24 protein-coding genes are annotated in these 24,494 nt (G+C 33.9%); 14 read left to right on the top strand and 10 right to left on the bottom strand.

The window, feature by feature from the left end:
- The first annotated feature begins 5 nt into the window (after positions 1-5).
- On the top strand, positions 6-1,259 hold the full coding sequence (locus LBV24_RS00955; RefSeq protein ID WP_224476735.1) for an ABC transporter permease: 1,254 nt from the start codon (positions 6-8) through the stop codon (positions 1,257-1,259).
- Position 1,260: 1 nt separating this feature from the next.
- On the opposite strand, the gene LBV24_RS00950 is transcribed toward LBV24_RS00955, so the two are convergent.
- On the bottom strand, positions 1,261-1,719 hold the full coding sequence (locus LBV24_RS00950) for a GAF domain-containing protein (protein WP_224476734.1): 459 nt from the start codon (positions 1,717-1,719) through the stop codon (positions 1,261-1,263).
- A gap of 91 nt (positions 1,720-1,810) precedes the next feature.
- Between LBV24_RS00950 and xrtF the strand changes: the two genes are divergently transcribed.
- The 6 genes from xrtF (at position 1,811) to LBV24_RS00920 (ending at position 7,335) form a co-directional block, all read left to right on the top strand.
- The gene (xrtF, locus tag LBV24_RS00945) at positions 1,811-2,362 is read left to right on the top strand and encodes an exosortase family protein XrtF (RefSeq protein WP_224476733.1); all 552 of its coding nucleotides are present in this window, start codon (positions 1,811-1,813) and stop codon (positions 2,360-2,362) included.
- Positions 2,355-2,783: an exosortase F system-associated membrane protein gene (locus tag LBV24_RS00940; RefSeq protein ID WP_224476732.1), complete on the top strand. Its 429-nt coding sequence runs from the start codon at positions 2,355-2,357 to the stop codon at positions 2,781-2,783. The genes xrtF and LBV24_RS00940 overlap by 8 nt, the downstream gene beginning before the upstream one ends.
- A gap of 51 nt (positions 2,784-2,834) precedes the next feature.
- A complete protein-coding gene (locus tag LBV24_RS00935; RefSeq protein ID WP_224476731.1) occupies positions 2,835-3,242 on the top strand; it encodes an HYC_CC_PP family protein in 408 nt (135 codons plus the stop codon).
- Between the two features lie 68 nt (positions 3,243-3,310).
- On the top strand, positions 3,311-5,548 hold the full coding sequence (locus LBV24_RS00930) for a TonB-dependent receptor (RefSeq protein ID WP_224476730.1): 2,238 nt from the start codon (positions 3,311-3,313) through the stop codon (positions 5,546-5,548).
- A gap of 21 nt (positions 5,549-5,569) precedes the next feature.
- The gene (locus LBV24_RS00925; protein WP_224476729.1) at positions 5,570-5,941 is read left to right on the top strand and encodes a heavy-metal-associated domain-containing protein; all 372 of its coding nucleotides are present in this window, start codon (positions 5,570-5,572) and stop codon (positions 5,939-5,941) included.
- Positions 5,942-6,186: 245 nt separating this feature from the next.
- Positions 6,187-7,335, top strand: coding sequence for a N(5)-(carboxyethyl)ornithine synthase (locus tag LBV24_RS00920; RefSeq protein ID WP_224476728.1), 1,149 nt, complete (start codon positions 6,187-6,189; stop codon positions 7,333-7,335).
- Positions 7,336-7,464: 129 nt separating this feature from the next.
- On the opposite strand, the gene groL is transcribed toward LBV24_RS00920, so the two are convergent.
- The 9 genes from groL to miaB all read right to left on the bottom strand — a co-directional run bounded on the left by groL (position 7,465) and on the right by miaB (position 15,197).
- A complete protein-coding gene (gene groL / locus LBV24_RS00915; protein WP_224476727.1) occupies positions 7,465-9,096 on the bottom strand; it encodes a chaperonin GroEL in 1,632 nt (543 codons plus the stop codon).
- Between the two features lie 33 nt (positions 9,097-9,129).
- Complete coding sequence (locus tag LBV24_RS00910; protein ID WP_224476726.1) at positions 9,130-9,405, bottom strand: co-chaperone GroES; 276 nt, start codon at positions 9,403-9,405, stop codon at positions 9,130-9,132.
- A 141-nt stretch (positions 9,406-9,546) separates the two neighbouring features.
- A complete protein-coding gene (secG, locus tag LBV24_RS00905; RefSeq protein ID WP_224476725.1) occupies positions 9,547-9,897 on the bottom strand; it encodes a preprotein translocase subunit SecG in 351 nt (116 codons plus the stop codon).
- Position 9,898: 1 nt separating this feature from the next.
- Positions 9,899-10,825, bottom strand: a complete 927-nt coding sequence (locus tag LBV24_RS00900) for a hypothetical protein (RefSeq protein WP_224476724.1) — start codon at positions 10,823-10,825, stop codon at positions 9,899-9,901.
- A gap of 3 nt (positions 10,826-10,828) precedes the next feature.
- Positions 10,829-11,329, bottom strand: a complete 501-nt coding sequence (locus tag LBV24_RS00895) for an LptE family protein (RefSeq protein ID WP_224476723.1) — start codon at positions 11,327-11,329, stop codon at positions 10,829-10,831.
- Positions 11,330-11,527 carry a hypothetical protein gene (locus LBV24_RS00890; protein ID WP_224476722.1) on the bottom strand — a complete coding sequence of 66 codons (198 nt, stop codon included), beginning with the start codon at positions 11,525-11,527 and terminating at the stop codon, positions 11,330-11,332. It lies immediately after the preceding gene.
- 9 nt (positions 11,528-11,536) lie between these two features.
- Complete coding sequence (locus LBV24_RS00885) at positions 11,537-12,808, bottom strand: sigma-54 interaction domain-containing protein (protein ID WP_224476721.1); 1,272 nt, start codon at positions 12,806-12,808, stop codon at positions 11,537-11,539.
- Positions 12,809-12,814: 6 nt separating this feature from the next.
- The gene (locus LBV24_RS00880) at positions 12,815-13,747 is read right to left on the bottom strand and encodes a hypothetical protein (RefSeq protein ID WP_224476720.1); all 933 of its coding nucleotides are present in this window, start codon (positions 13,745-13,747) and stop codon (positions 12,815-12,817) included.
- A gap of 1 nt (position 13,748) precedes the next feature.
- On the bottom strand, positions 13,749-15,197 hold the full coding sequence (gene miaB / locus LBV24_RS00875; protein WP_224476719.1) for a tRNA (N6-isopentenyl adenosine(37)-C2)-methylthiotransferase MiaB: 1,449 nt from the start codon (positions 15,195-15,197) through the stop codon (positions 13,749-13,751).
- A gap of 152 nt (positions 15,198-15,349) precedes the next feature.
- Between miaB and LBV24_RS00870 the strand changes: the two genes are divergently transcribed.
- The 7 genes from LBV24_RS00870 (at position 15,350) to porN (ending at position 24,441) form a co-directional block, all read left to right on the top strand.
- Positions 15,350-15,790 (top strand): hypothetical protein, encoded by a 441-nt coding sequence (locus LBV24_RS00870; RefSeq protein ID WP_224476718.1) that lies wholly within the window; start codon positions 15,350-15,352, stop codon positions 15,788-15,790.
- Positions 15,791-15,949: 159 nt separating this feature from the next.
- Positions 15,950-18,448 carry a type I DNA topoisomerase gene (gene topA / locus LBV24_RS00865; RefSeq protein WP_224476717.1) on the top strand — a complete coding sequence of 833 codons (2,499 nt, stop codon included), beginning with the start codon at positions 15,950-15,952 and terminating at the stop codon, positions 18,446-18,448.
- A 5-nt stretch (positions 18,449-18,453) separates the two neighbouring features.
- Positions 18,454-19,620 (top strand): formimidoylglutamase, encoded by a 1,167-nt coding sequence (locus tag LBV24_RS00860; protein WP_224476716.1) that lies wholly within the window; start codon positions 18,454-18,456, stop codon positions 19,618-19,620.
- 166 nt (positions 19,621-19,786) lie between these two features.
- Positions 19,787-21,133, top strand: a complete 1,347-nt coding sequence (porK, locus tag LBV24_RS00855; RefSeq protein ID WP_449667289.1) for a type IX secretion system lipoprotein PorK/GldK — start codon at positions 19,787-19,789, stop codon at positions 21,131-21,133.
- Between the two features lie 87 nt (positions 21,134-21,220).
- Positions 21,221-21,853, top strand: a complete 633-nt coding sequence (gene porL, locus LBV24_RS00850; protein ID WP_224476714.1) for a type IX secretion system motor protein PorL/GldL — start codon at positions 21,221-21,223, stop codon at positions 21,851-21,853.
- A 47-nt stretch (positions 21,854-21,900) separates the two neighbouring features.
- Positions 21,901-23,472 carry a type IX secretion system motor protein PorM/GldM gene (porM, locus tag LBV24_RS00845; RefSeq protein WP_224476713.1) on the top strand — a complete coding sequence of 524 codons (1,572 nt, stop codon included), beginning with the start codon at positions 21,901-21,903 and terminating at the stop codon, positions 23,470-23,472.
- 69 nt (positions 23,473-23,541) lie between these two features.
- Positions 23,542-24,441 (top strand): type IX secretion system ring subunit PorN/GldN, encoded by a 900-nt coding sequence (porN, locus tag LBV24_RS00840; RefSeq protein WP_224476712.1) that lies wholly within the window; start codon positions 23,542-23,544, stop codon positions 24,439-24,441.
- Positions 24,442-24,494 lie beyond the last annotated feature (53 nt).

Below are 24,494 nucleotides of genomic sequence, written 5' to 3'. Positions count from 1 at the left end.
TAACTATGCTCGTATATCTACGTTTATTTAAAGAAAGCTTTTCATTTGCATTTAATGCTCTACGCAATAATAAATTAAGGACATTCCTTTCCTTACTGGGCGTTACAATTGGTATATTTTCTATCATTGCTGTATTGGCAGCAGTAGATTCATTAGATAAAAATATTAGAGAATCTCTTAGTGCACTAGATAGTAATACCATGTACTTGGCCAGTTTTTCATTTGGCCCAACTGACGTGCCAAGATGGAAAAGGGAGACATTTGATGAGATTTCTTATAATGAGTATAAGTTTCTAAAGGCAAATCTTAATGGTGCAGAGCATGTTGCTTTTCAATTATTTGTTAGGCGTGAAAACATAAGGTATGAATCTGAGCAGGTAAGCAGTATTAATACTGTGGTTGTTTCTAATGAATTCACAGATATCCAAGTTTTGGAATTTGAAAAAGGTAGGTTTTACACTGAATCCGAATCTAATGCTGGTAGGCCAGTAGTGGTTATAGGCTCGGAAATTGCTAAATCCTTGTTTGGTGATTTTGAACCCATAGGAAAGAAAGTAAGGTTGTATGGACAAAAATTTACAGTTATAGGAGTTGTCAAAAAAGAAGGTTCAGGACTTTTTGGTGATAGTAATGATGTTTCAATATTTCTTCCTGCCAATTATGTAAGAAAACGGTTTGGTGATAACAATAAAAATTTCAGAAATATTATAATTATCAAACCAGAAAAAGATGCAGATATTGCAGGTTTAAAGGCAGAAGTAGTACAGTTAATGCGTAATCGTAGAGGCTTAAAGCCAGATGAAATAGATACGTTTTTTATTAGTGTTATATCTGGACTTCAAGATGCTATCGATGGTATTATTGGCACAATGAATTTAATTGGTTGGGTAATTAGTGGTTTTTCCTTGCTGGTTGGTGGTTTTGGTATTGCCAATATTATGTTTGTTAGTGTTAAAGAGAGAACCAATTTAATAGGTATACAAAAGTCTTTAGGCGCTAAGAATAAGTTTATATTGTTTCAGTTTTTATTTGAAGCAATAATACTAGCAATTGTTGGTGGTGTAGTTGGTTTGTTTATGGTTTGGATTGGTACGATAATAGGAAACAACCTCTCTGAAGATTTTGAATTTGTTTTGTCCTTTAGAAATATGCTATTAGGTATTTCAATATCGTCCTTTATAGGTTTGATTTCTGGTTTAATACCAGCGTTATCTGCTTCGAGATTAGATCCGGTTGAAGCAATTAGAACAGGAATGTAGTTTAAGCCAAAATATGTGAAACCTCTTCACAAACAAATTCAAGGAAGCGTTCGTCAGCTTCAGTAAAAGGATCAGGAGTATTAGAATCTATATCTATTTGACCTATGTTTTCACCATTCACAAAAATTGGTACTACAATCTCGGCCTTAACTGTAATACTGCAGGCAATGTAATTATCTTGCGCTGAAACGTCTGGAACAACAAAATTCTGATTGCTTACGGCAACTTGTCCACAAATACCTTTACCAAAAGGAATAATTGTATGATCGGTTGGTTCACCAACATAGGGTCCTAATTTCAATTCTTCTTTGTCACCATTTTTAAAATAAAAACCAACCCAATTATAATGGTCAACATTAGATTCTAGTAATTCACAAATCTTATGTAATCGTTTATCTAGGGTAATTTCCGATTGATTTATTATTGATTTTACTTCTGGTTTTAATTCTATAAGGTTCATAAGATGAAAAACTTTTGGTAAAAGTATTCAAAATGCACTATTTTGAAATACTGTTTTTATAAATTTAACAACAAACTAACACAGCTAATTGTTGAGATCAATTTTAATTAAATATAAACTTGTAATACGTTTTATACTAACCTTTGTATTAGTTTATACAGTTCTTACAATGGGGTATAAAATATATCTCAGTAATTCTGACGGTTCATTGTATTATCCTGACTATGCGACACATTTAGTGGCAAATCAAACCGAAAACTTACTAGATGGAATTGGTTATGATGCTTTAGTCCTTCCTCATGAAACTGAACCTTCAATGAAAGTTGTAATTAACGGAAAGTTTGTAGCACGAATTATTGAAGGTTGCAATGCCATAAGTATTATAATTCTGTTTTTATCTTTTGTAATCGCGTTTGCGGATAATTTTAAAACAACATTTTTGTATTGTTTGGTTGGGAGTATAATTATATATGCTTTTAACCTCATAAGAATTGTCATCTTGTCTGCCGGTTTATATCATTATCCTTGGCGAAGAGAAATTTTACACACTGTTATTTTTCCACTTGTCATTTATGGAACAGTATTTATTCTATGGATGATTTGGGTTAATAGATTTGCAAAAAAGAAAAAAGTCAATGCCTAGAGTTGTGAAATATATCATCTTGTTTGTGCTTTTTTTGATGCTCGTTTTAATACGTGCTTTTGAGGATGTTTTATTTTATGACCCATACCTTTCCTTTTTTGAAAATGATTATTTGTATATGGATAGTCCACGTCGTGAAGTCGCAAAACTGGTGTTTTTTACGAGTTTGAGATATCTATTAAATACCATAGTTTCATTAGCAATACTATTTGTGATCTTTAAGGATAAGGGCATTTTAAAGTTTAGTACACTTATTTATACACTAGCGTACATCGCTTTAATGATACCATTTTTATATTTTGTAATTAATCCAAAGCAAGAAGATTATTATTTGTTTTTCAATATTAGACGATTTTTAATTCAGCCATTGTTGTTATTACTTCTGTTGCCAGCGTTTTATTACTATAAATTGAATCGTTAAGACTAATATAAAACTCATCTCACCTTTTAATTTATTTTGTAGGTTTGCAATGTGAAAGCAACAGTTTTACATAAGACCTTTTCTTTGTTCCTGGCATTTTTAGTGCTCTTTTCAACATTATCATTCACTGTTGAGAAACACTATTGTGGTAATCATTTAGTTGATACTGCAATTTTTAGCGAAGCAAAAAAATGTGGTGGTATAGATGCTGAAGATATTAGTTATGTTAAAAAACCCTGTTGCAAGGATATCGTAGATATAATTGAAGGTCAGGATGAACTGAGCGTTAAAGACTTTCAATCTATTGAAAAAGATACATGTACTACTTTAGTGTCTTATGTCCTTAGTTATACGTTTCTGTTTGAGACGGTAGCAAAACCAATAATACCGCACAAGTATTACAAACCTCCCAAAATCATCAAAGACATACATGTTTTAGATGAAACTTATCTCATTTGATTAAGAAGTAACAACTCAAAAATTAAGAGAGCACTGAATTGTGCAAACGTTATTTCTATAATTAAATCATGAAAAAATATTTATACATTTTATTTATAATTATTGGGTTTATATGTTATTCCCAAGAACAATTAAAAGGTGTTGTTTTAGAAAACAGTAGTTCTAAAGAAGTACCATTACAAGGAGCTAATGTATTCTGGCTCAACTCAACAGTAGGTGCAGTTACGGCTGAAGATGGAACATTTTCATTGCCATATAAGTTTTCCTATAACAAACTTGTAATAAGTTATGTTGGCTTTAAAACTGATACCGTAATTGTCAGTGAGAACAGATATATAAAGCACGTGTTACAATCATCGGATGAATTAGATGCAGTAACCGTGACATCACGAAAACAAGCCACTACAAAGTCCTACTTAAAAGCTACTAACACGTTCACGGTTAGTAGTGAGGAATTATTAAAAGCGGCATGCTGTAATCTCTCAGAAAGTTTTGAAACCAACCCATCAATTGATGTCAATTTTGCCGATGCGGTTACAGGTACTAAGCAGATAAAAATGTTAGGACTGAATTCTCCATATATTTTAATTGCAACAGAAAATATCCCAGCAATTCGAGGAGCTTCTCAAGCATACGGATTAAGTTTTATACCAGGAACTTGGGTTGAGAGTATACAGATTACCAAAGGTGCAGGAAGTGTGGTGAACGGTTTTGAAAGTATTGCAGGCCAAATTAATGCAGAACTTGTAAAACCAATTACTGACAACAAGTTGTTTGTAAATGCGTATGCAGGGATTAATGGACGACTAGAATTAAATACACACATTAATAAAAAAGTATCCGATAAATGGAGTAGTGGATTATATATCCACGGTAATCTCCGAAATCAAAAGTTTGATAGAAATGATGATTCTTTTTTAGATGTCCCTTTAAAAGAACAAATTAATATCATGAATAGGTGGCAGTACACTAATCCAGAAAAAGGTGTAGTCAGTTTTATTAATCTTAGATATCTGAATGATAATACTCAGTCTGGACAAATTGATTTTGATCCAGAACGTGACAAGGGTACTACAAATTTTTGGGGAAGCGAAATAGATACAGAACGATTTGAGGTAACTACCAAACTTGGTTACGTTAATCCTGAAATCCCATATCAGAGTTTAGGGTTTCAGACAGCATTTAGTCAGCACAATCAAGAATCTTATTTTGGGTTAAATGTATATGATATACAGCATACGAGTTTTTATTCAAATTTGGTATATAACAGTATTATCACAGATTCAAGGCATAAAATTAAAACTGGACTAAGTTTCACCTACGATAATTATGATGAGTTGGTCAATACCGATAATTATGAACGTACGGAGAACTCGTTTGGAGGCTTCTTTGAATATTCTTATGATGATTTAGATAAGTTGACATTAACTGCTGGTATTAGAGCAGACCAACATAATAGATTTGGATTTTTTATAACACCAAGATTACATGTTAGGTATACACCTTGGGAAAAATCTGCATTTAGGGCTTCAATTGGTAGAGGTATAAAAAGTGCCAATATTTTTGCTGAGACTCAAAATATGTTCTCTAGTTCTAGGCAGATTAATATTCTTGGAACAGGAGGGAAGATTTACGGTTTAGATCCGGAGATTGCATGGAATTATGGTTTTAGCTATTTACAAGGATTTAATCTTTTTGAGAGAAAAGCGGATATTACGCTAGATTTTTATAGAACGGATTTTGAAAATCAGGTTATAACTGATTGGGAAAATCCATTTGAAATAAATTTTTACAATCTAGAAGGTGAAAGTTTTGCAAATAGTTTTCAGTTAGAGTTTAATTATAATGCCTTCGAAAATTTTGATTTGCGCATGGCTTATAAGTTTTATGATATTCAAACAGATTATTTAAGTGGTAGGTTAGATAATCCGCTGATCCCTAAACATCGTCTATTTGCAAATGCATCTTACGAAACGGAGTTGACCACAAATGGATCCCAATGGAAATTCGATGCAACGTATAACTGGTTGAGCAAACAGCGTTTCCCTAACACTGAACAAAGTGCACCTGAATTTCAGTTAGATGAATATTCACCTACAATTGGAACTTTAAATCTACAAATGACTAAGGTGTTTTCGCCAAGTTTTGAAATTTATGTTGGAGGAGAAAATGTAACAAATGTGAGACAGTCTAACCCAATTATTAGCCCAGATAACCCATTTGGTTCAAATTTTGATAGTAACTTTGTGTATGGTCCTATTTTTGGAAGCATGTATTATGCAGGACTTAGATTTAAAATGAATTAAGAAAATTTAAAAATTAATAACATGAAAAATATAATAACTCTATTAGCCCTTTGTTTTGGAATGATTGCTTTTTCTCAAAATAAAAATGCAAAGGCAAGTATGGAAGTAGATGGCGTTTGCATGATGTGTAAAGAACGAATCGAAAAAGCTGCAATTAGAACAAAAGGAGTTAAATCTGCTGTTTGGAGTGTAGATACGCACGAGCTTAAACTTATTTATGACGAGCGTAAAACGAATCTTAAAACAATTGCACAAAAATTAGCTGACGTAGGACACGATACCAAAGAAATTAAAGCAACAGAAGAGGCCTACAATTCAGTTCACCCATGTTGTAAATACAGAGACAAAGATGTGGTAAAAGACCATGAAAGTGAGAATGGAAATGGAAATTAAGTAAAATGCCTGAATTTAAATTCAGGCTTTTTTTATAAAGTACTTATATGCTGTAAAAGTCTCAAGTGAACTTCTTTGTCGTTTTATTTATAATATTAAAACAGATTCGTATAAATTATTAAATATAAATATCTTAGGATGCCTTTGATTTTCTTATCTTTAATATATCACTGACAAGTAGATTGTCATATTCGGTTATTACTTATTTTGATTATCATATCCTAAAATTTAAAATCAATAAGCATATGAGTTTACTTAATGTTTGTGTTTTCGGATCTTCGAGAAAAAAACAAGAAAAAAGAGTGCCAATTCACCCTGATCAATTGGATTGGATAAATGACGAGGTTAGAGACCATTTGTTTTTTGAAGAGGGCTATGGTTTGCCTTTTGGAATGAATGATTCCGAATTAACTAAAATGAGTGCTGGTGTTCTAAATAGGGCTGAGCTCTTTCAGCATTGTGATGTCGCATTATTAGCCAAACCAGTACAAGAGGATTTTGAAGATATGAAAGAAGGGACAATCCATTGGGGCTGGCCGCACTGTGTACAACAAAGACGTATTACACAAATAGCGATTGATAAAAAGCTGACACTTATTGCCTGGGAAGCCATGCATCGGTGGTCAGCTCATGGAGATTGGCAAATGCATATCTTTCAACATAATAATGAAATAGCAGGATATGCAGGTGTACATCATGCCATGAACTTGATGGGAATCGATGGAAACTATGGGCCAAATCGTAAAGCAGTTGTGATTAGTTTTGGTTCGGTAAGCAGAGGTGCCATAAGAGCATTAAAAGCAAGAGGGATACAAGATATTACTGTATTAACGCAACGTCATTATTTTCTGGTCGCTGACCAAATGACCGGAGTTAATTATTATCAAATTGATGAAGATAAAAATGGTAATCTTAAAGCTTTACATCCCGATAATCAGTCTCGTCCGTTTGTTGAAGAATTAATTGATGCAGATATTATTGTGAATGGCATGCTTCAGGATACAGATCACCCTTTGATGTTTGTGCCTGAGGATCAAAATAATCGACTTAAACCGGGTTGCCTAATTATAGATATTAGCTGTGATGAAGGTATGGGTTTTTCTTTTGCTAAACCTACTAATTTTGAAACACCGATATTTAAGGCAGGAGAATTATTTTATTATGCGGTTGACCATACGCCTTCATATCTATGGAATGCGGCTAGCTGGGAAATATCTAATAACCTTATTCCTTACTTACCCATAATAATGGGAGGTCCTGAAAAATGGAACCAAAGCGAAACTATACGACGAGCTATTGAGATTAAAGATGGAATTATTCAAAATCCAAAAATTACCTCTTTTCAAAATAGATCAAGTGAATATCCACATATTGAAATTTCTGCCTCCACCTAACAATTTATTTTTTGAATACTAAAACGTGAACAAGCCATAAAATTGAAACAGCAAAAAGCCCTTGATTCTCATCAAAGGCTTTTAATTTATTATTGACTCTAGTCAATGCCTGTGTGTCGAGGCACTTGACTACATCATACCTGGCATTCCACCTCCACCCATTGGAGGCATTGCAGGTGTATCTTCTTTAATATCAACTAAAGCACACTCCGTAGTTAAGATCATACCAGCAACAGATGCTGCATTTTCTAAAGCAATACGAGTCACTTTCTTAGGATCTATAATACCAGCTTTAAGCATGTCTACATATTTCTCTGACTTGGCATCATAACCAAAATCCTTTTTACCTTCTAAAACCTTATTGATAACAACAGACCCTTCACCACCAGCATTTTCAACTATAGTTCTCAATGGAGATTCAATAGCTTTATTTACTATTTGAACACCTGTAGTTTCATCTAAATTTTCAGTTTCTAATTTCTCTAGGGTTTTCTTTGCTCTTACTAAAGCAACACCACCACCAGCAACAATACCTTCTTCTACAGCAGCTCTAGTTGCATGTAAAGCATCATCTACACGATCCTTCTTTTCTTTCATTTCAACTTCTGATGCCGCACCAACATATAATACTGCAACACCACCTGCTAATTTAGCTAAACGCTCTTGTAGTTTTTCTCTATCATAATCTGAAGTTGTTGTGTCTATTTGAGCTTTTATTTGGTTTACTCTTGCTTTGATATCTGCAGCTTTTCCTTCACCATTAACAATTGTAGTATTGTCTTTGTCAATTGTAACGGTTTCAGCAGTACCCAACATAGTAAGATCAGCATTTTCTAGCGAGAATCCTCTTTCTTCAGAGATTACAACTCCACCAGTTAAGATGGCGATGTCTTCTAACATTGCCTTACGTCTGTCACCAAATCCTGGAGCTTTAACTGCGGCAATTTTTAAGCCACCTCTAAGTTTGTTTACAACTAATGTAGCCAATGCCTGTCCTTCTACATCTTCAGCGATAATTAATAATGGACGTCCAGATTGTGCAACTGGCTCTAATATTGGTAGGATTTCCTGTAAATTCGAAATCTTCTTATCAAATAATAAGATGTATGGATTTTCTAAATCTGCGATCATTTTATCAGCATCAGTTACAAAGTAAGGAGAAAGGTAACCTCTGTCAAACTGCATACCTTCAACAACGTCTACATATGTATCTGTTCCTTTTGCCTCCTCAACTGTGATAACACCTTCTTTACCTACTTTACCAAATGCTTCTGCGATAAGTTCACCTATAGTACTATCGTTGTTTGAAGAAATTGAAGCTACTTGTTGAATTTTCTCAGAAGAATTACCAACTTTTTTAGCTTGCTTTTCTAAATCTCCAGTAATAGCTTCAACTGCTTTATCAATCCCACGTTTTAGATCCATTGGGTTTGCACCAGCAGCAACATTTTTAAGACCTTCTTTTACAATAGCCTGAGCTAACACTGTTGCTGTAGTTGTACCATCACCAGCCAAATCGTTGGTTTTAGAAGCAACTTCTTTAACCATTTGAGCTCCCATGTTTTCTAACTCGTCTTCTAATTCAATTTCTTTTGCCACTGAAACTCCATCCTTGGTCACTGCAGGACCACCAAATGATTTTCCAATGATTACATTACGTCCTTTTGGCCCTAATGTTACTTTTACTGCATTTGCTAAAGCATCAACACCACGTTTTAACCCGTCACGTGCTTCAATATCAAATTTTATATCTTTTGCCATTTTGTACTAAGTTTTAATTGATTTGTAAATAGATTAAACAATTGCCAAGATGTCACTCTCGCGCATCATTAAATAGTCTTTGCCTTCTAATTTAAGTTCGGTTCCTCCATACTTTCCATATAATACAGTGTCACCAACCTTAACAGTTAAAGGTTCGTCTTTTTTACCGTTTCCAACGGCAACAACAGTTCCCTTTTGCGGCTTTTCTTTTGCATTATCAGGAATAATAATACCAGAAGCTGTAGTTGTTTCAGCTTCCATTGGTTCTACAAGAACTCGGTCTGCTAAAGGTTTAATGTTTAAGCTCATTCTATTTAAGTTTTTATTAATTAATTATTGTTTTAACGCTTTAGCGTTATTCGAAAATTATGCCAAGACAATTAGACTGACAAACTTGCAGTAATAAAAAAGCCAGCTCATTGAGCTGGCTTGTGTTTTCTTATAGTTGCATTACTCGTTGGTAGTGTCACTACCACCAGAGGTATCATCAGTTGCTGGTGTTGTATTCAATGGAGGAAGTGTAGTATCTTCCGTTGTGTCTAACGCTTTAGACTCCAAAGTTGTATTAGACTCCATAGTTAAGTTTGAAGCTAAAATTAACACGATTAACGCTGTCGCCAAAAACCAAGTACTTTTATCTAGAAAGTCTCCTGTTTTCTTAACACCACCTAATTGTTGTGTGCCACCACCTCCAAAAGAAGAGGATAAACCACCTCCTTTAGGATTCTGTACCATAATTACTACCACGAGCAGAAACGCTACGATTACGATTAGTACTAGAAATATTGTAAATGCACTCATTTTATATATTATTATCCTTTAATTCTACTATTAATTTTAATTGGTCTGCAAAGAAACTACTTTTTTCTGGATATTTCAAACTTAAAATCTTGTAAGATTGAATGGCTTTATCATAGTTTTTTTGCTCTAAATAAATCCGTGCTAGAGTTTCTGTCATTAAACTATCAGAAATATCTTCATCATTATTAACCAATTTTGGTTTTGGTTGATGATGTGCAACTGGTTTTATCTTTGGATTTTCGCTTATGAATTTGTCTATTATATCTAATTTGTTTTGAATGGGAGGTTTAGATTCCTTTGTTTCAATTTGATGTTGTTGCTCCTCTTCGGATCTCACAATTGGCTTGAAACTTGTAATTTTTAACCATTCAGCAAATGAATGACTTTCTGTTTTGTCAAACTCTAAAGGTTTTCCAATATTCAGTTTCTCATCAGGTTTAATATTCTTAACATCAACTGATATAATTGAATCTTCAATTTTCGGAACTTCTTTTTCAATAATTGTTTCAGGCTTCTCCCTTGCTTCAAATAATTGAGGATCTAAAACACCTTCCGTGGCTTTGATATGCTCCTTTAAAGCATCGTCTATTGTAACACTTTTATTTACTGAAATATCATCTACTTCATTTACGCTTATGGATTTAATATACTCGGTAGTTTGCTTTATCTGTTGGGATATTTCATTTTGATTAAAGGTCTCGGAAGTGATGTAGTCAAATAGCACACTTCTATCTGTAGTATGTGCAGCCGTGACTTTAAGTGTATTGTTGTATTTGTAGCTATCTTTTTGCTTAAGTCCTTTTAAGTAAAGCGCATGTAGAGGTTGAAAGTATGGATATTGTTTAATCTTGTTTGCAAGCGCCTCTGTTTGAGAACTGGTAATAGCTTCAGGATGTTGTAATAAATATGTAAGGTCTTGAAGTTGCATATATTACCAATTGGCTAATGATGTATTAAATATATCTTGTGTTATTCTTTCAAAAAGTACTTCATGGGCTTCACTCTTTACACTTGATAACTGAACATCAGCGGGATAATCAAAGAAAAATGTGAAGCGTTGCTCAAAATCTTTTTCTTCATCTAAACTATTAAAGTATCTCACATTTACTGCCATAGTAAGTCTATTCTGTGCAGCGGTATTTTGAGCAGTGGCTGTCATAGGAGCGATTCTATATTCAGTAATCTCACCTTCAAAAATTAAATCACCACTATCTGTCACTAAATTTAAATTGGTCTGATTTTGAACAAGGTCTTGTAATGCATTTGTAAAGTCAATATCTAATCCAGGCTCAATTAGTTGTGCGTTATTTTGAAAGAAATTAACTTGAAAGGTTTTTGCATTTCCGGTATCGGCTCCAGTAAATGAATAAATACCACAACTTGTCACTGAAATGATGAGTCCTAAAACAATAATTAACTTTAAATCTTTCATTTAATAGGTGTTTGGTCGTTTCATTGTTATAAAGGCATAAATGTAACCTGCATTGTCCGCAACATCAAAATCAACATTGATTAATCGATACCCTTGATAATGTTTTTCATTAATTAAGTCTTCAGCTTCCTTTCTTATCGCTTCAGAACTGTTTGGTCTAAACGACTTTCTAATCATAAATATTTCTACTGCCTTCATAATTTTATCTTAAAGATCGTATTGCTTTATTTTTCTGTAAAGGGTTCGTTCACTAATACCTAACTCCGCAGCTGCAAGCTTACGCTTCCCATTATGACGTTCTAAAGATTTTTTAATCAATTCTAATTCTTTATCATGCAATGAAAGTGTTTCTTCTTCTTCAATTTCTTCAGCAAAATGATATTTATCTTCTACTTCAACGGTATTATTCTCAATGGTCTCAGTATGTTCTGGTATTGAAAGCACTTCGAGATCATCAACTACAGTTTCCGTTTTTATAGGGTCTTGGTCATCTTCCCCATATATTTTTTGGATAAGATGCTCATGCTCTTTTTGAACATCAGAAACACTACCTTTCTTCATCAGTTCCATTGTGAGCTTTTTAAGGTCATTAAGGTCACTTTTCATATCAAATAAAACCTTGTATAAAATCTCACGTTCACTGCTAAAATCACTTTCAGACTTTGTAGTGCTTATAACTGCTGGTAAATTATTTCCGGCATTAGGTAAATATTGTTTTAAAGTTGCGCCATTTATAGTTCTATTTTGCTCTAAAACAGAGATTTGTTCAGCCACATTTCTTAATTGACGGATATTTCCGTTCCAACGGTATTTTAATAAAAGTCCTACGGCGTCATCCGTGAGTTTAACGGTGGGCATTTTATATTTTAAGGCAAAGTCGCTGGCAAACTTTCTGAACAACAAATGAATATCATCTTTCCTTTCTCTAAGTGCTGGTAGATTAATCTCTACTGTACTTAATCTATAGTAAAGGTCTTCTCTAAATCTTTCTTTTTTAATGGCCTCAAACATATTAATATTAGTTGCGGCCACAATCCTAACATTTGTTTTCTGAACCTTACTTGATCCTACTTTTATAAATTCACCATTTTCTAAAACACGTAATAGGCGAACCTGAGTGGTAAGAGGTAATTCACCAACTTCATCTAAAAAAATTGTACCACCATCTGCAACCTCAAAATAACCTGAACGGGTTTGAGTAGCACCAGTAAAAGCACCTTTTTCATGTCCAAATAATTCACTGTCAATTGTACCTTCTGGTATGGCACCACAGTTTACAGCAATATATTTCCCATGCTTTCTGTGTGATAATTGATGAATAATTTTTGGGACACTTTCTTTACCTACACCACTCTCACCAGTAACCAAAACTGAAATGTCGGTTGGTGCAACCTGAATGGCCTTCTCTAAGGCACGATTAAGTTTGGGATCATTTCCTATAATCCCAAAGCGTTGTTTTATGGCTTGAACAGATTCCATTGTTTTTTAATTAACGTAAGTAAATCTTTCATTAAACTCAAATGCTAACTCCGCTCCAAAATCGTATGCTATATCTCTGCTAATGATTCTTCCGGCAGTATTATACTGAAGATCAAATGAGAATGCCTCATCATTGAATGTTGCAGAACTCCAGTTATTGCTGGATAAAAATTGAGCTATCTGTGGGCCAATTTCGTCAGAGTAATCATCTGTTAAGAAGCGTAATAAATAATTGTCTTCGTAAACTGCTTTAAGAGGGTTTTCGTTGTCATCAAATTGATACGATGTATTACTTTGAGCTTCTCCTGTAGTAACACTGCTATTTATATTTCCTACTCCAGAATAGACTACACTTTCATTCTGTATAGAGGTTGCTCCATCAAAAGATTCTTTTCTAATTACTCGATCAAAACCGTCTATCGTAAAAATAGTACTAATGGAAGACCCTACTTCAGTTCTGGTAATGGTATTACCATCGTATGTGAAATTATAAGTGTAATCGTCAATATCATCCTCATAATAATCGTAAGTGATTTGAGTAATCATTCCATTGGTATAGAAAACTTGAGTTTCATTAGTAGTTATGCCTCCCGAGTTTACGGAAATATCACTTATGATTTGACCAGTACTGTTTCTAGTTATAATTTGATTTTCCGTTTCAAATGGACTACCACTAACAGAAAATGCATTTACACCGGACACAATTCTATCATTAAGAATATTGATATCAGAGTTGGTTACCGATTCTATTGGCACTCCAAAAAAATCAAAATTAATTTGGGTATCTAATTCATACAGTAATAAGCTTAAGTCATCACTTTCACTTCCACCTGTGGTGCCACCATTATTATTGTTGCCAGACAAATCACCATCGATAGGTTCATTTTCGCAAGAGAATATTAAGGTGGTAGCAAATAATAATATAAGTAGTTTCTTCATTTTATAGATTGTTTTTGGAGTAATCTACGGCTTGGCCAATTAGTGTAGCACTTGTGCAATCATTTATTTTTACATTGACAAATTCTCCAACCTTATAATGTTCTTTAGGGAAAACAACAACTGTATTTTGGCTATTTCTTCCGGACCAATGTTGGTCAGATCGTTTTGATTCTTTTTCTATTAAGACTTCTTCAATTTTACCTACATGCTCCTGTGTTCTTAAAAGGCTGTGCTTTTGTTGAAGCTGAATAATTTCATTTAAGCGTCTTTTCTTTACATCCTCAGGTATGTCATCCTCTAATTTTCTTGCAGCAAGAGTTCCTGGACGTTCAGAATAGGCAAACATAAACCCAAAATCGTACTTAACATATTCCATAAGGCTTAACGTGTCCTGATGATCTTCTTCAGTTTCAGTTGGGAATCCAGAAATCATATCTTGGGATATAGCACAATCAGGAATAAGTCTTTTAATATTATCAATCAACTCAAAATATTCTTGGCGTGTATGCAGGCGGTTCATGGCTTTTAATATCCTATCGCTTCCACTTTGTACAGGTAGGTGAATATAATTGCAGATATTCTCGAATTTAGCCATCGTTTCAATAACATCTAAAGTCATATCTTGAGGATTAGATGTAGAAAATCTAAATCGCATTTTTGGTTGTGCTTTGGCACATAGTTCTAATAGTTTTGAAAAGTTCACAGCAGTCGCTTTTTCAAAGTCAGATGCTTTTTCAAAGTTCTTTTTTAGACCACCACCATACCATAGGTAGCTGTCCACATTTTGTCCTAATAAAGTAACTTCTCTATATCCTTTAGACCATAAATCGTTTATTTCTTCTATTATACTCTGAGGATCTCTACTACGTTCTCTACCTCTCGTAAATGGAACTACACAAAATGTACACATATTGTCACATCCTCGTGTAATTGAAACAAAAGCAGTTACACCATTGGAGTTTAGTCTTACGGGAGAAATGTCGCCATATGTTTCTTCTTTAGATAGAATAACATTAATAGCATCTCGCCCTTCATCCACTTCCGCAAGTAAATTGGGTAAATCTTTATAGGCATCTGGGCCAACAACCAGATCAACAATTTTCTCCTCTTCTAGGAATTTACTTTTTAGTCGTTCTGCCATACAACCTAAAACACCAACTTTCATGTTAGGGTTAATGCGTTTTACAGCATTGTATTTTTCCAAACGCTTTCTGACCGTTTGTTCTGCTTTGTCACGAATAGAGCAAGTGTTAACAAGAACCAAATCTGCCTCTTCTAATTGTTGTGTGGTATTAAAACCTTGATCACTTAATATTGAAGCAACGATTTCGCTGTCACTAAAATTCATTTGACAACCATAACTTTCAATAAAAAGCTTCTTTGAGTTGCCCTCTTTATTATCTAAAATCAGGGCTTCTCCCTGTTTATTCTCGTCTATAGTCTTTTCCATCTTTAATAATGAATTCTACTGCATTCAATAAGTATGCAAAGATAGGATTAATTTGTAGAATATGACAATCTGGCAGTTTAATAAAAATTTAATTTAACATTTAAATACGCAACCAATTAATGTATCTTTAATCTTATAATTAAAGATTAAAAATGAGGTATACCATACTATTAAAGTGTGTTGTTTTTTGCATGTTGTTTGTAAATACAACATGTGACGACGATGTTGTTGAAGTTCCAGAAACAGAGTGCGATCAATTCGCTATAGCAGATAATAGTTTATATCAAGGTGCACAATCTGATTTTTATCAAATAGTTAGTGCCGAGGTAGTGGAAGACTGTCTAAACTTTGAAGTGTCGGCTAGTGGTTGCAGTGGAGATACATGGGAATTTTTGTTATTATCATCTGAGGAGGTTATGGAGTCGTTTCCTGTTCAAAGGAATATAAAATTGATACTAATTAACCAGGAGGCGTGTCTCGCAGTATTTACAAAAGAAGTATCATTTGATTTAACTGATCTTCAGGTTGAAGGTGAAAATGAAATTATATTTAATCTTCAAGATTATGAGGATTCTATTTCTTACACCTATTAATTATAATTAAATTAACATACCTAAATTAAGCCTTACAAAAAGTAAGGCTTTGTTGTTTGTAATTCGTTCAAAATATGCTCTTCTGAAGGGTTCAAAAAAACACAAATTAGGATTGTAAATTTATTTTCATATACATTTGTAACCTCAAAAAAACGAAGAATGCCAAAGAATTTAGTAATAGTTGAGTCGCCAGCAAAGGCTAAAACCATAGAAAAATTTCTCGGAAAGGATTATAAGGTCGAGTCTAGTTTCGGACATATAGCAGACCTTCCTTCTAAGGAACTTGGTGTTGATGTAGAAGGTGATTTTAAACCTAAATACCAAGTCTCAAAAGATAAAAAAGATGTTGTTAAGAAATTAAAAGATTTAGCAAAAAAAGCTGAACTAGTATGGTTGGCTAGTGATGAAGACAGAGAAGGGGAGGCAATTGCATGGCATTTAGCAGAAACATTAGCACTAGATAAGGAGAAAACTAGGCGTATTGTATTTTCAGAGATTACAAAAAAGGCAATAAATAAAGCAATTGAAAACCCACGTAGTATTGATTACAATCTTGTTGATGCGCAGCAAGCACGACGTGTATTAGATAGAATTGTAGGATATGAATTATCACCTGTTTTATGGCGTAAGGTTAAGGGTGGATTATCCGCAGGAAGAGTGCAATCTGTCGCAGTAAGATTAATTGTAGAGCGTGAGCGTGATATTCAGCAATTTAATCCTCAGGCATCGTATCGTGTAGATGCTGAATTTATAACAGCAGACGGTTCTAGTTTTAGAGCAAAATTGCCTAAAAACTTTACTTCTAAAACTGAAGCAGAAGACTTTTTGAATAAGAATTTGGGAGCATCTTACAGAGTTTCTGATCTTGAAAAAAAACCAGTTAAAAAATCGCCTGCTCCTCCATTCACAACTTCAACGCTACAACAAGAAGCTGCCAGAAAGCTTGGTTTTTCAGTGAGCAGAACTATGAGTAATGCTCAACGTTTATATGAAGCTGGTTTAATTACCTATATGAGAACCGATAGCGTTAATTTATCTAATGAGGCTAAGCGAGGGGCTGAAGATGCCATTGTAACTTCTTTTGGATCACAATATAGTAAACCAAGGAATTACAAAGGAAAATCTAAAGGTGCACAAGAGGCTCATGAAGCCATTAGGCCAACAAATTTTGCTAATCAAAATGTAAATGCAGAACGAGATCAATCTCGTCTTTATGATTTAATTTGGAAACGTGCTATTGCATCGCAAATGAGTGAGGCAAGATTAGAACGTACCAATGTTAAAATTAAAGTAGACTCATCACAAACTGTGAATGAACAGTTTGTTGCGAATGGAGAGATGATAACATTTGATGGTTTCCTCAAAGTTTACTTGGAAGGTACAGATGATGAAAATGTGGAGCAATCTGGGTTACTGCCAGAATTAAAAGTTGCAGACAACTTAGATAACAAATTTATTACAGCCACTCAAAGATTTACAAGGCCGCCTGCAAGATATACTGAGGCATCATTAGTAAAAAAATTAGAAGAATTAGGTATTGGACGTCCTTCAACTTATGCACCAACAATTTCTACAATTCAAAATAGAAACTATGTGGAAAAGGGTAGTGTAGACGGCGCTGAACGCTCTTACACTCAACTGGTTTTAGAGTCAAATAGTATTAAAGAAAAGAACTTGTCAGAACGCGTAGGTTCTGATAAAGGTAAATTAGTGCCAACAGATATTGGTACAATAGTAACTGATTTTCTTGTAAATCATTTTGAGTCTATTCTTGACTATAATTTTACTGCAAAGGTAGAAGAGAGTTTTGACGATATAGCAGAAGGTAAAGAGAATTGGAGAGAAATGATGAAAGATTTCTACAAAGGGTTTCACCCTCAAGTAGAAGACGTAAGTGAGAACGCAGAGCGCGAATCTGGAGAAAGAATTTTAGGTGAAGACCCTAAAACGGGTCGTCAAGTAAGTGTAAGGCTAGGTAGGTTTGGGCCAATGGTGCAAATAGGCACATCGGAAGATGAGGAAAAGCCTCAATTTGCGAGTTTAGGACCAGACCAACAATTAAGTTCAATCACCTTTGAAGAGGCAATGAGCCTTTTTCAACTTCCAAAAGCTTTGGGACATTATAATGATGAAGAGGTTGAAGTAAACAATGGACGATTTGGGCCCTATGTACGTTATGGTAAAAAGTTTGTGTCTTTGCCAAAAGGAGTAGATCCATTAGGTGTAGAATTAGACGAAGCAATTACTTATATAAAGGAAAAGGAAAAAGCCGATGCACCTATATATAAGTATCAAGGATTGGATGTTACAAAAGGTAAGGGGAGATTTGGACCATTTATTAAATGGAATAACATGTTTATAAATGTTAATAAAAAATATGATTGGGATAATCTTTCTGAAGAAGACATCGTAACTTTGATCGAGGATAAAATACAAAAGGAAAAGGACAAGCTTATTCATGTATGGGAGGCCGAAGGCATTCGAGTTGAAAAAGCTAGATGGGGAAGGCATAACGTAATAAAAGGTAAGCAAAAAGTAGAGCTAGCAAAAACGGTAGATGTGAGTAAAATGACTCTCGAAGAAGCCAAAGCACTACTTGAAAAGAATGCTCTTAAAAAGAAAAGAACCACGAAAAAAACAACAGCTAAAAAGAAATAGTTTAAATGAATTTTAATTTTCTAACGCCTGTTTCAGATGCGGTACTAGCTCAAAAAGAACTATTAGCGCAGCAAGCGCTAGGAAAAAAAATCAAAGTCCACTCAAGACAAAACGGAATCCCAGATTTAGATGATGTGCAATTAGCCATCATTGGTGTAAAGGAAACAAGAAATGATGTCAATTATATTGGCGCTGAACTCCATTTTGATTCCATACGTGTAGCTTTATACTCACTCTTTCCCGGAAATTGGTTTAATACAATTGCAGATTTAGGAGATATTGATCCGGGTGAATCCGTTGAGGATACATACTTTGCTATCAGAACCGCTATAACGGTATTGTTAGAAAAAAACATTATACCTATAATATTAGGTGGCAGTCAAGATTTAACCTATTCAAATTATCGAGCTTATGATAATGTTATGCCAATGGTTAATATTGTCAATATCGATACTAATTTTGATTTAGGTGATGCCAACCTTCCAATTAAAAACAATAGTTATGTAGGTAAGGTTATAGTTGAAGAACCCTATAATCTATTCAATTACACTACAATTGGATATCAAACCTATTTTAATTCTCAAGAGGAGATTGATCTTATGGAAAAGCTTTATTTTGAAGCTTATAGATTAGGAGAAGTTTCAGCAGATATAAATATGGTAGAACCACTTCTGCGCGATGCTCATATAGTATCCATTGATTTAAAGTCGGTACAAGCATCAGAAGTAAGTGATAACCAAAAGTATTCACCAAATGGTTTTTCTGGTAAGGAGATGTGTGCCATTAGTAGATATGCTGGTATTAGTAATAAGGTTACCTCATTTGGTATATATGAATACCATAACTCAAGAAATGACAATGCCAGTTCTATGTTAATTGCTCAGATGATATGGTATTTTATTGAAGGTGTTAATTGTAGAATTAAGGATGATAATTTTACAAACGAAAAGCACTATCAAAAGTTTAATGTCTTAGTAGATGATGACGAATTGATTTTTTACAAAAGTCTAAAAACTAATCGTTGGTGGATAGAAATTCCATTTTTACCAGATGTTAATAATAAATTAAAAAAGCATACGTTATTACCATGCATGCATGCCGATTACCTGCATGCTTTAAAGGGTGAAATACCGGAAAGGTGGTATAAAGCCTACAGGAAGAACAGCTTCTAAAATGTGCATTTCGTCGGAGTTTTACTTGAATTTCATCGATGAAATACACTTTTTTAAGGTTGAAATGCAAAAAAAATTGGAAAAAAGTTGTTTTTTCGAAAATATATAAATATGTTTACCACCTTAAAATTAAGGACGACTAATTTAACCTCGAGTTACTATGAATATTAAGAAGTTTATTTTACTTACCACTGTATTAGTTTTGGTAGCCAGTTGTAATTCTGGAGACCGTGGACAATTAGTAGGTGTTAAAGGTAAAAAATGGCATCCAGAAAAGCCTTATGGAATGACACTCGTTCCTGGAGGTGCTTTCATTATGGGTAAATCCGATGATGATATTGCTGGCGTACAAGATGCTCCTACTAAAACTGCAACTGTACGTGCATTTTATATGGATGAAACTGAAATTACAAATAGCGAGTACCGCTCATTTGTATATTGGGTGAGAGATTCTATCTTAAGATTAAATCTTGCTGAAATGGCAGATTTAGAAGGAAAAACTCCTGGTAGTGGAGACATTGGGGAATTTGCCTACTTAGATTCTAATCCAGATGATCTTAATGCTTATGAAAGCTATATGCTTAATACATATGGTAATGAGCAGAGAAAAATTAATCACGATGCGGATTTAATTTTTGACACAGATGAATATCCAGACGAGCTCTATGCTGAGGTAATGGACAATATGTATTTACCTCTTGAAGAGTCTTACAATGGTCAACGTACGTGGGATGTAAAGCAATTTAAGTTTCAATATACTTATATGGATATAGAGAGAGCTGCAAAAGACAGAAATCTTAAACGCTCTGATGTTATTATAAAAGAAGAAATTGAAGTTTATCCAGACACTACAGCTTGGATTAGAGATTTTGCATATAGTTACAATGAACCTATGCACAATGACTATTTCTGGCATTCTGCTTACGATGATTACCCAGTAGTTGGTGTATCATGGAAACAAGCACAAGCATTTTGTCAGTGGAGAACTTTAAAGCATAATGGTTTCCAGAAAAGTAAAGGAAAACAACCAATAAATGCTTATAGATTGCCAAGTGAGGCAGAATGGGAATATGCAGCTAGAGGTGGATTACAAGGTGGAACGTATCCATGGGGTGGACCTTATGCTAAAAATGACAGAGGGTGTTTTATGGCAAACTTTAAACCTTTAAGAGGTGATTATGCTGCAGACCAAGCCTTATATACTGTTGAAGCGGATGCTTATGATCCAAATGACTTCAACTTGTATAATATGGCTGGTAACGTATCTGAATGGGTGAATGGATCTTACGATCCTGGTTCTTATGAATATTCGTCAACTATTAATCCAAATGTAAATGATCCAAACAATGCACGTAAAGTTGTAAGAGGAGGATCATGGAAGGATGTTGCTTATTTCCTACAAGTAAGCTCAAGAGATTACGAATATGCGGATTCTGCAAGAAGCTATATTGGTTTCAGAACGGTTCAAGATTACATGGGAACTGAGGTAACTAAGAATGCAGCCACAAATTAATACTTAAACTTAAACAATAAATAACCTAAAATTAAAATTAACCTACTTAAGTTAAATCCATTAACTTAAACTAAAACTTAACAAATTATGGCACAAAAAGGTAAATTAACACTGACTAACATGATCTACGGATTAGGAGCAGCAATCGTAATCCTAGGAGCACTATTTAAGATTCAACACTGGCCATTTGGTTCTGAGATCTTAACAATAGGTATGGTAGTAGAAGCATTAGTATTCGCTTACTCTGCATTCGAAAGACAACAAGCTGACCTAGATTGGTCATTAGTGTACCCTGAATTGGCAGGAGGACAAATGTCAGGAAAGAAGAAAAAAGAAGAGCCTAAAGATGCAGAAGGATTATTATCTAAAAAATTAGACAATTTATTAAAAGAGGCTAGAATTGATAGTGACCTTATGTCTAGTTTAGGAGAAAGCATTAAGAATTTCGAAGGTGCTGCTAAGAATATTTCACCTACAGTAGATTCATTAACTGCTCAGAAGAAATATAGTGAAGAGCTATCTTTAGCAGCGGCACAGATGGAGTCTTTAAATAGTCTTTACAAAGTACAAATGGAAAGTGCTAACCGTCAGGCAGCAATTAATGAGGAAGCGGTAGAAAACGCTACTAAATTAAAGGAGCAAATGCAATCATTAGCATCAAACCTTTCATCATTAAATGGTGTATATGGTGGTATGTTATCTGCTATGAACAAAAACTAATTAGTTTTTATAACAATTAATAATTAACCATTAAAAACTAATTCACAATGGCAGGAGGAAAACTATCTGCAAGGCAGAAAATGATTAACTTAATGTACTTGGTATTTATCGCTATGATGGCAATGAATATGTCAAAAGAAGTACTATCGGCATTTAGCGCAATGGACGCTAAATTTGAATCGACGAACGAATTTACTACAGCTTCTAATGATAATCTTTTAAAAGGATTAGCACTAAAAGCTGAGGAAAAACCAGCTGAGTTTAGAGTTGTTGCTAATAAGGCACTACAAATTAAATCAATATCTGATAAATTTGACGCATATATAGAATCACTTAAAAAGGACATCCTTGAAGGTGGAAAATATGAGTTGGAGAATGGAATGTTACCAGCTGAGGAAATGGACAATGGTGACTATCTTGATGAAAAGTGGTTTACTGGAGACAGATTAACCAAAGTTGGTCAAGAAGTAATGAGAGTCTTTGAAAAATATAAATCAGATGTTAAAGAAGTTCTTGCTGGTGATGTAACATACGAAAGAGCTATCGAGAATTTCGATAAACGTTTTGACTTTAGTGATATTAAACCAGAGGAAGGTGCTAAGTTAAGTTATTTAGACTATAACTTTAAAGGTTTCCCTGCAATAGCATCTTATGCTAAATTGACTTCTTTTCAAAATGATGTTAAAACAACAGAAGCAAACCTATATAACGTATTTTTAGGTAACTCTTTGGAAGAAGCAGTTACGTTAAAGAATTACCAAGCTATTGTTATTCCTGATAAGAATGCATTTTTCGCTGGTGAGAAATTCCAAGGAAAAGTTGTATTAGGTAAATATGCTAGTGTAACACCTGTTAAACTAAACATTAACGGAAATGATGTTGCTTTAACTGAAAAAGGAGCAATAGATTCACTAGGTAATGCTAGACTAAACTTTACTACTGGTAGTGTTGGTGAAAACGAGGTTAAAGGTACATTTACCTTTATGGAAAAGGGAGTAGAATTACCAATTGAATTTACTGGTAACTATGTTGTAGTACCAAGACCAAATTCTGCTACTATATCTGCAGATAAAATGAATGTAGTTTATAGAGGGGTTGTAAACCCGATGACAATTTCATTTGCCGGTGTATCAGATAATAAAGTCAATGCAAATGCAGTTGGTTTAAAAAAGTTATCTAACGGTAAATATGAAATGAGACCTCAAACAGGTAGAGAAGTAACTATTAATGTTACGGCTACTTTAGATGACGGTTCTAAAGTTGGAGATAAGAAAACATTTAGAATTAAAGATTTACCAAAACCATTAGGTAAGTTCAACGGACAAGTTGGTAATGCAAAATTGCCACGAAATAACGTTGAGATTGGTAAACTTTCAGCTGACTTTGGTGATGATTTCGATTTCACGTTACCTATTAATATAGTATCATTTACAATGAAAGTTCCTGGTAAACCTTCTGTAAATGTAAATGGTAATCGTTTAAATACAGCTGCTAAAAATGCATTAAGATCTGCTAGACGTGGAGATATTGTTCAATTTATCAATATCAAAGCTAAAGCACCTAATAATCCAATTAGAATTAAAACAGTTACTCCGGTAGTTGTAGAATTATCTAATTAATAGGAAATAATAAAATTGATAGAGCGTTATAGACATGTTCTAAGGCCTCAAATTAATAAAATGAATACAATGAAGATAAAGCAATTATTAATAACGTTTGTTGGGATTTTAGCCTTCAACAGTATGTCTGCTCAGGCGAATATTCTCAACGCTAAGATACCAGAAGAAATTGGCATGAAAACAGAAGCCGAGTTGCTTTTGGATAATGACAAACCTCTTGAATATGGTTATGTTGGCGATAGAGATATTTTGTTTTCCAAAATTATTTGGGAAAACGTTGTCCTTGATGAGCGAGCAAATTTTCCATTGTATTTTCCTATAGATACAAATAATATTGGTAGAGATAGACGCTCTTTATACCATGTATTGATGGATAACATTAATAGTGGTATGATCTCTAAAGTGTACAGTGATTCTTATTTTACAAATGAGCTTACACAGAAAGATTTAATGGCTTCTATGACTAAGACCGATACTTTAGATATTGGATATGATCAATTTAATGCTGATGGATATATTGATCCTGAATATATCGTTACACGAAATATTGAAGCGTTTGATATCAAGTCATATTTAATTAAAGGTATGTGGTACTTTGATAAGCGTCAAGGTGAGATGAAGTATCGTATCTTGGCACTTGCACCAGCGGCACCAGATGTTAACTTTATTGATTCTGATGATGAAGCAAACAAAGAGCCAATAGGATTATTCTGGGTGTTTGTTCCTGAAATTAGAGATATATTACATGAGTCCAAAGCATTCAATAATAAGAATAGTGCTGTACCAATTTCCTTTGATCATCTCTTAAATAGTCATCGATTCCATGGATTAATTTACAAGGAAGAGAATGTCTATGGCGATAGAGAAGTTAAGGAGTACATCGCTGAAAATGCTCTTATGCAACTCTTAGAATCTGAACGAATAAAAGATAAGATCAGAAACTTTGAACAAGATATGTGGAGTTATTAAACTCATCACAATAAATTTAAAGCTCACCATTGGTGAGCTTTTTTTATGCAATA

Source organism: Winogradskyella vincentii (genome assembly GCF_020166345.1).
Classification (GTDB): Bacteria; Bacteroidota; Bacteroidia; order Flavobacteriales; family Flavobacteriaceae; genus Winogradskyella; species Winogradskyella vincentii.
This window is presented reverse-complemented; position numbering and strand designations above follow the sequence as displayed.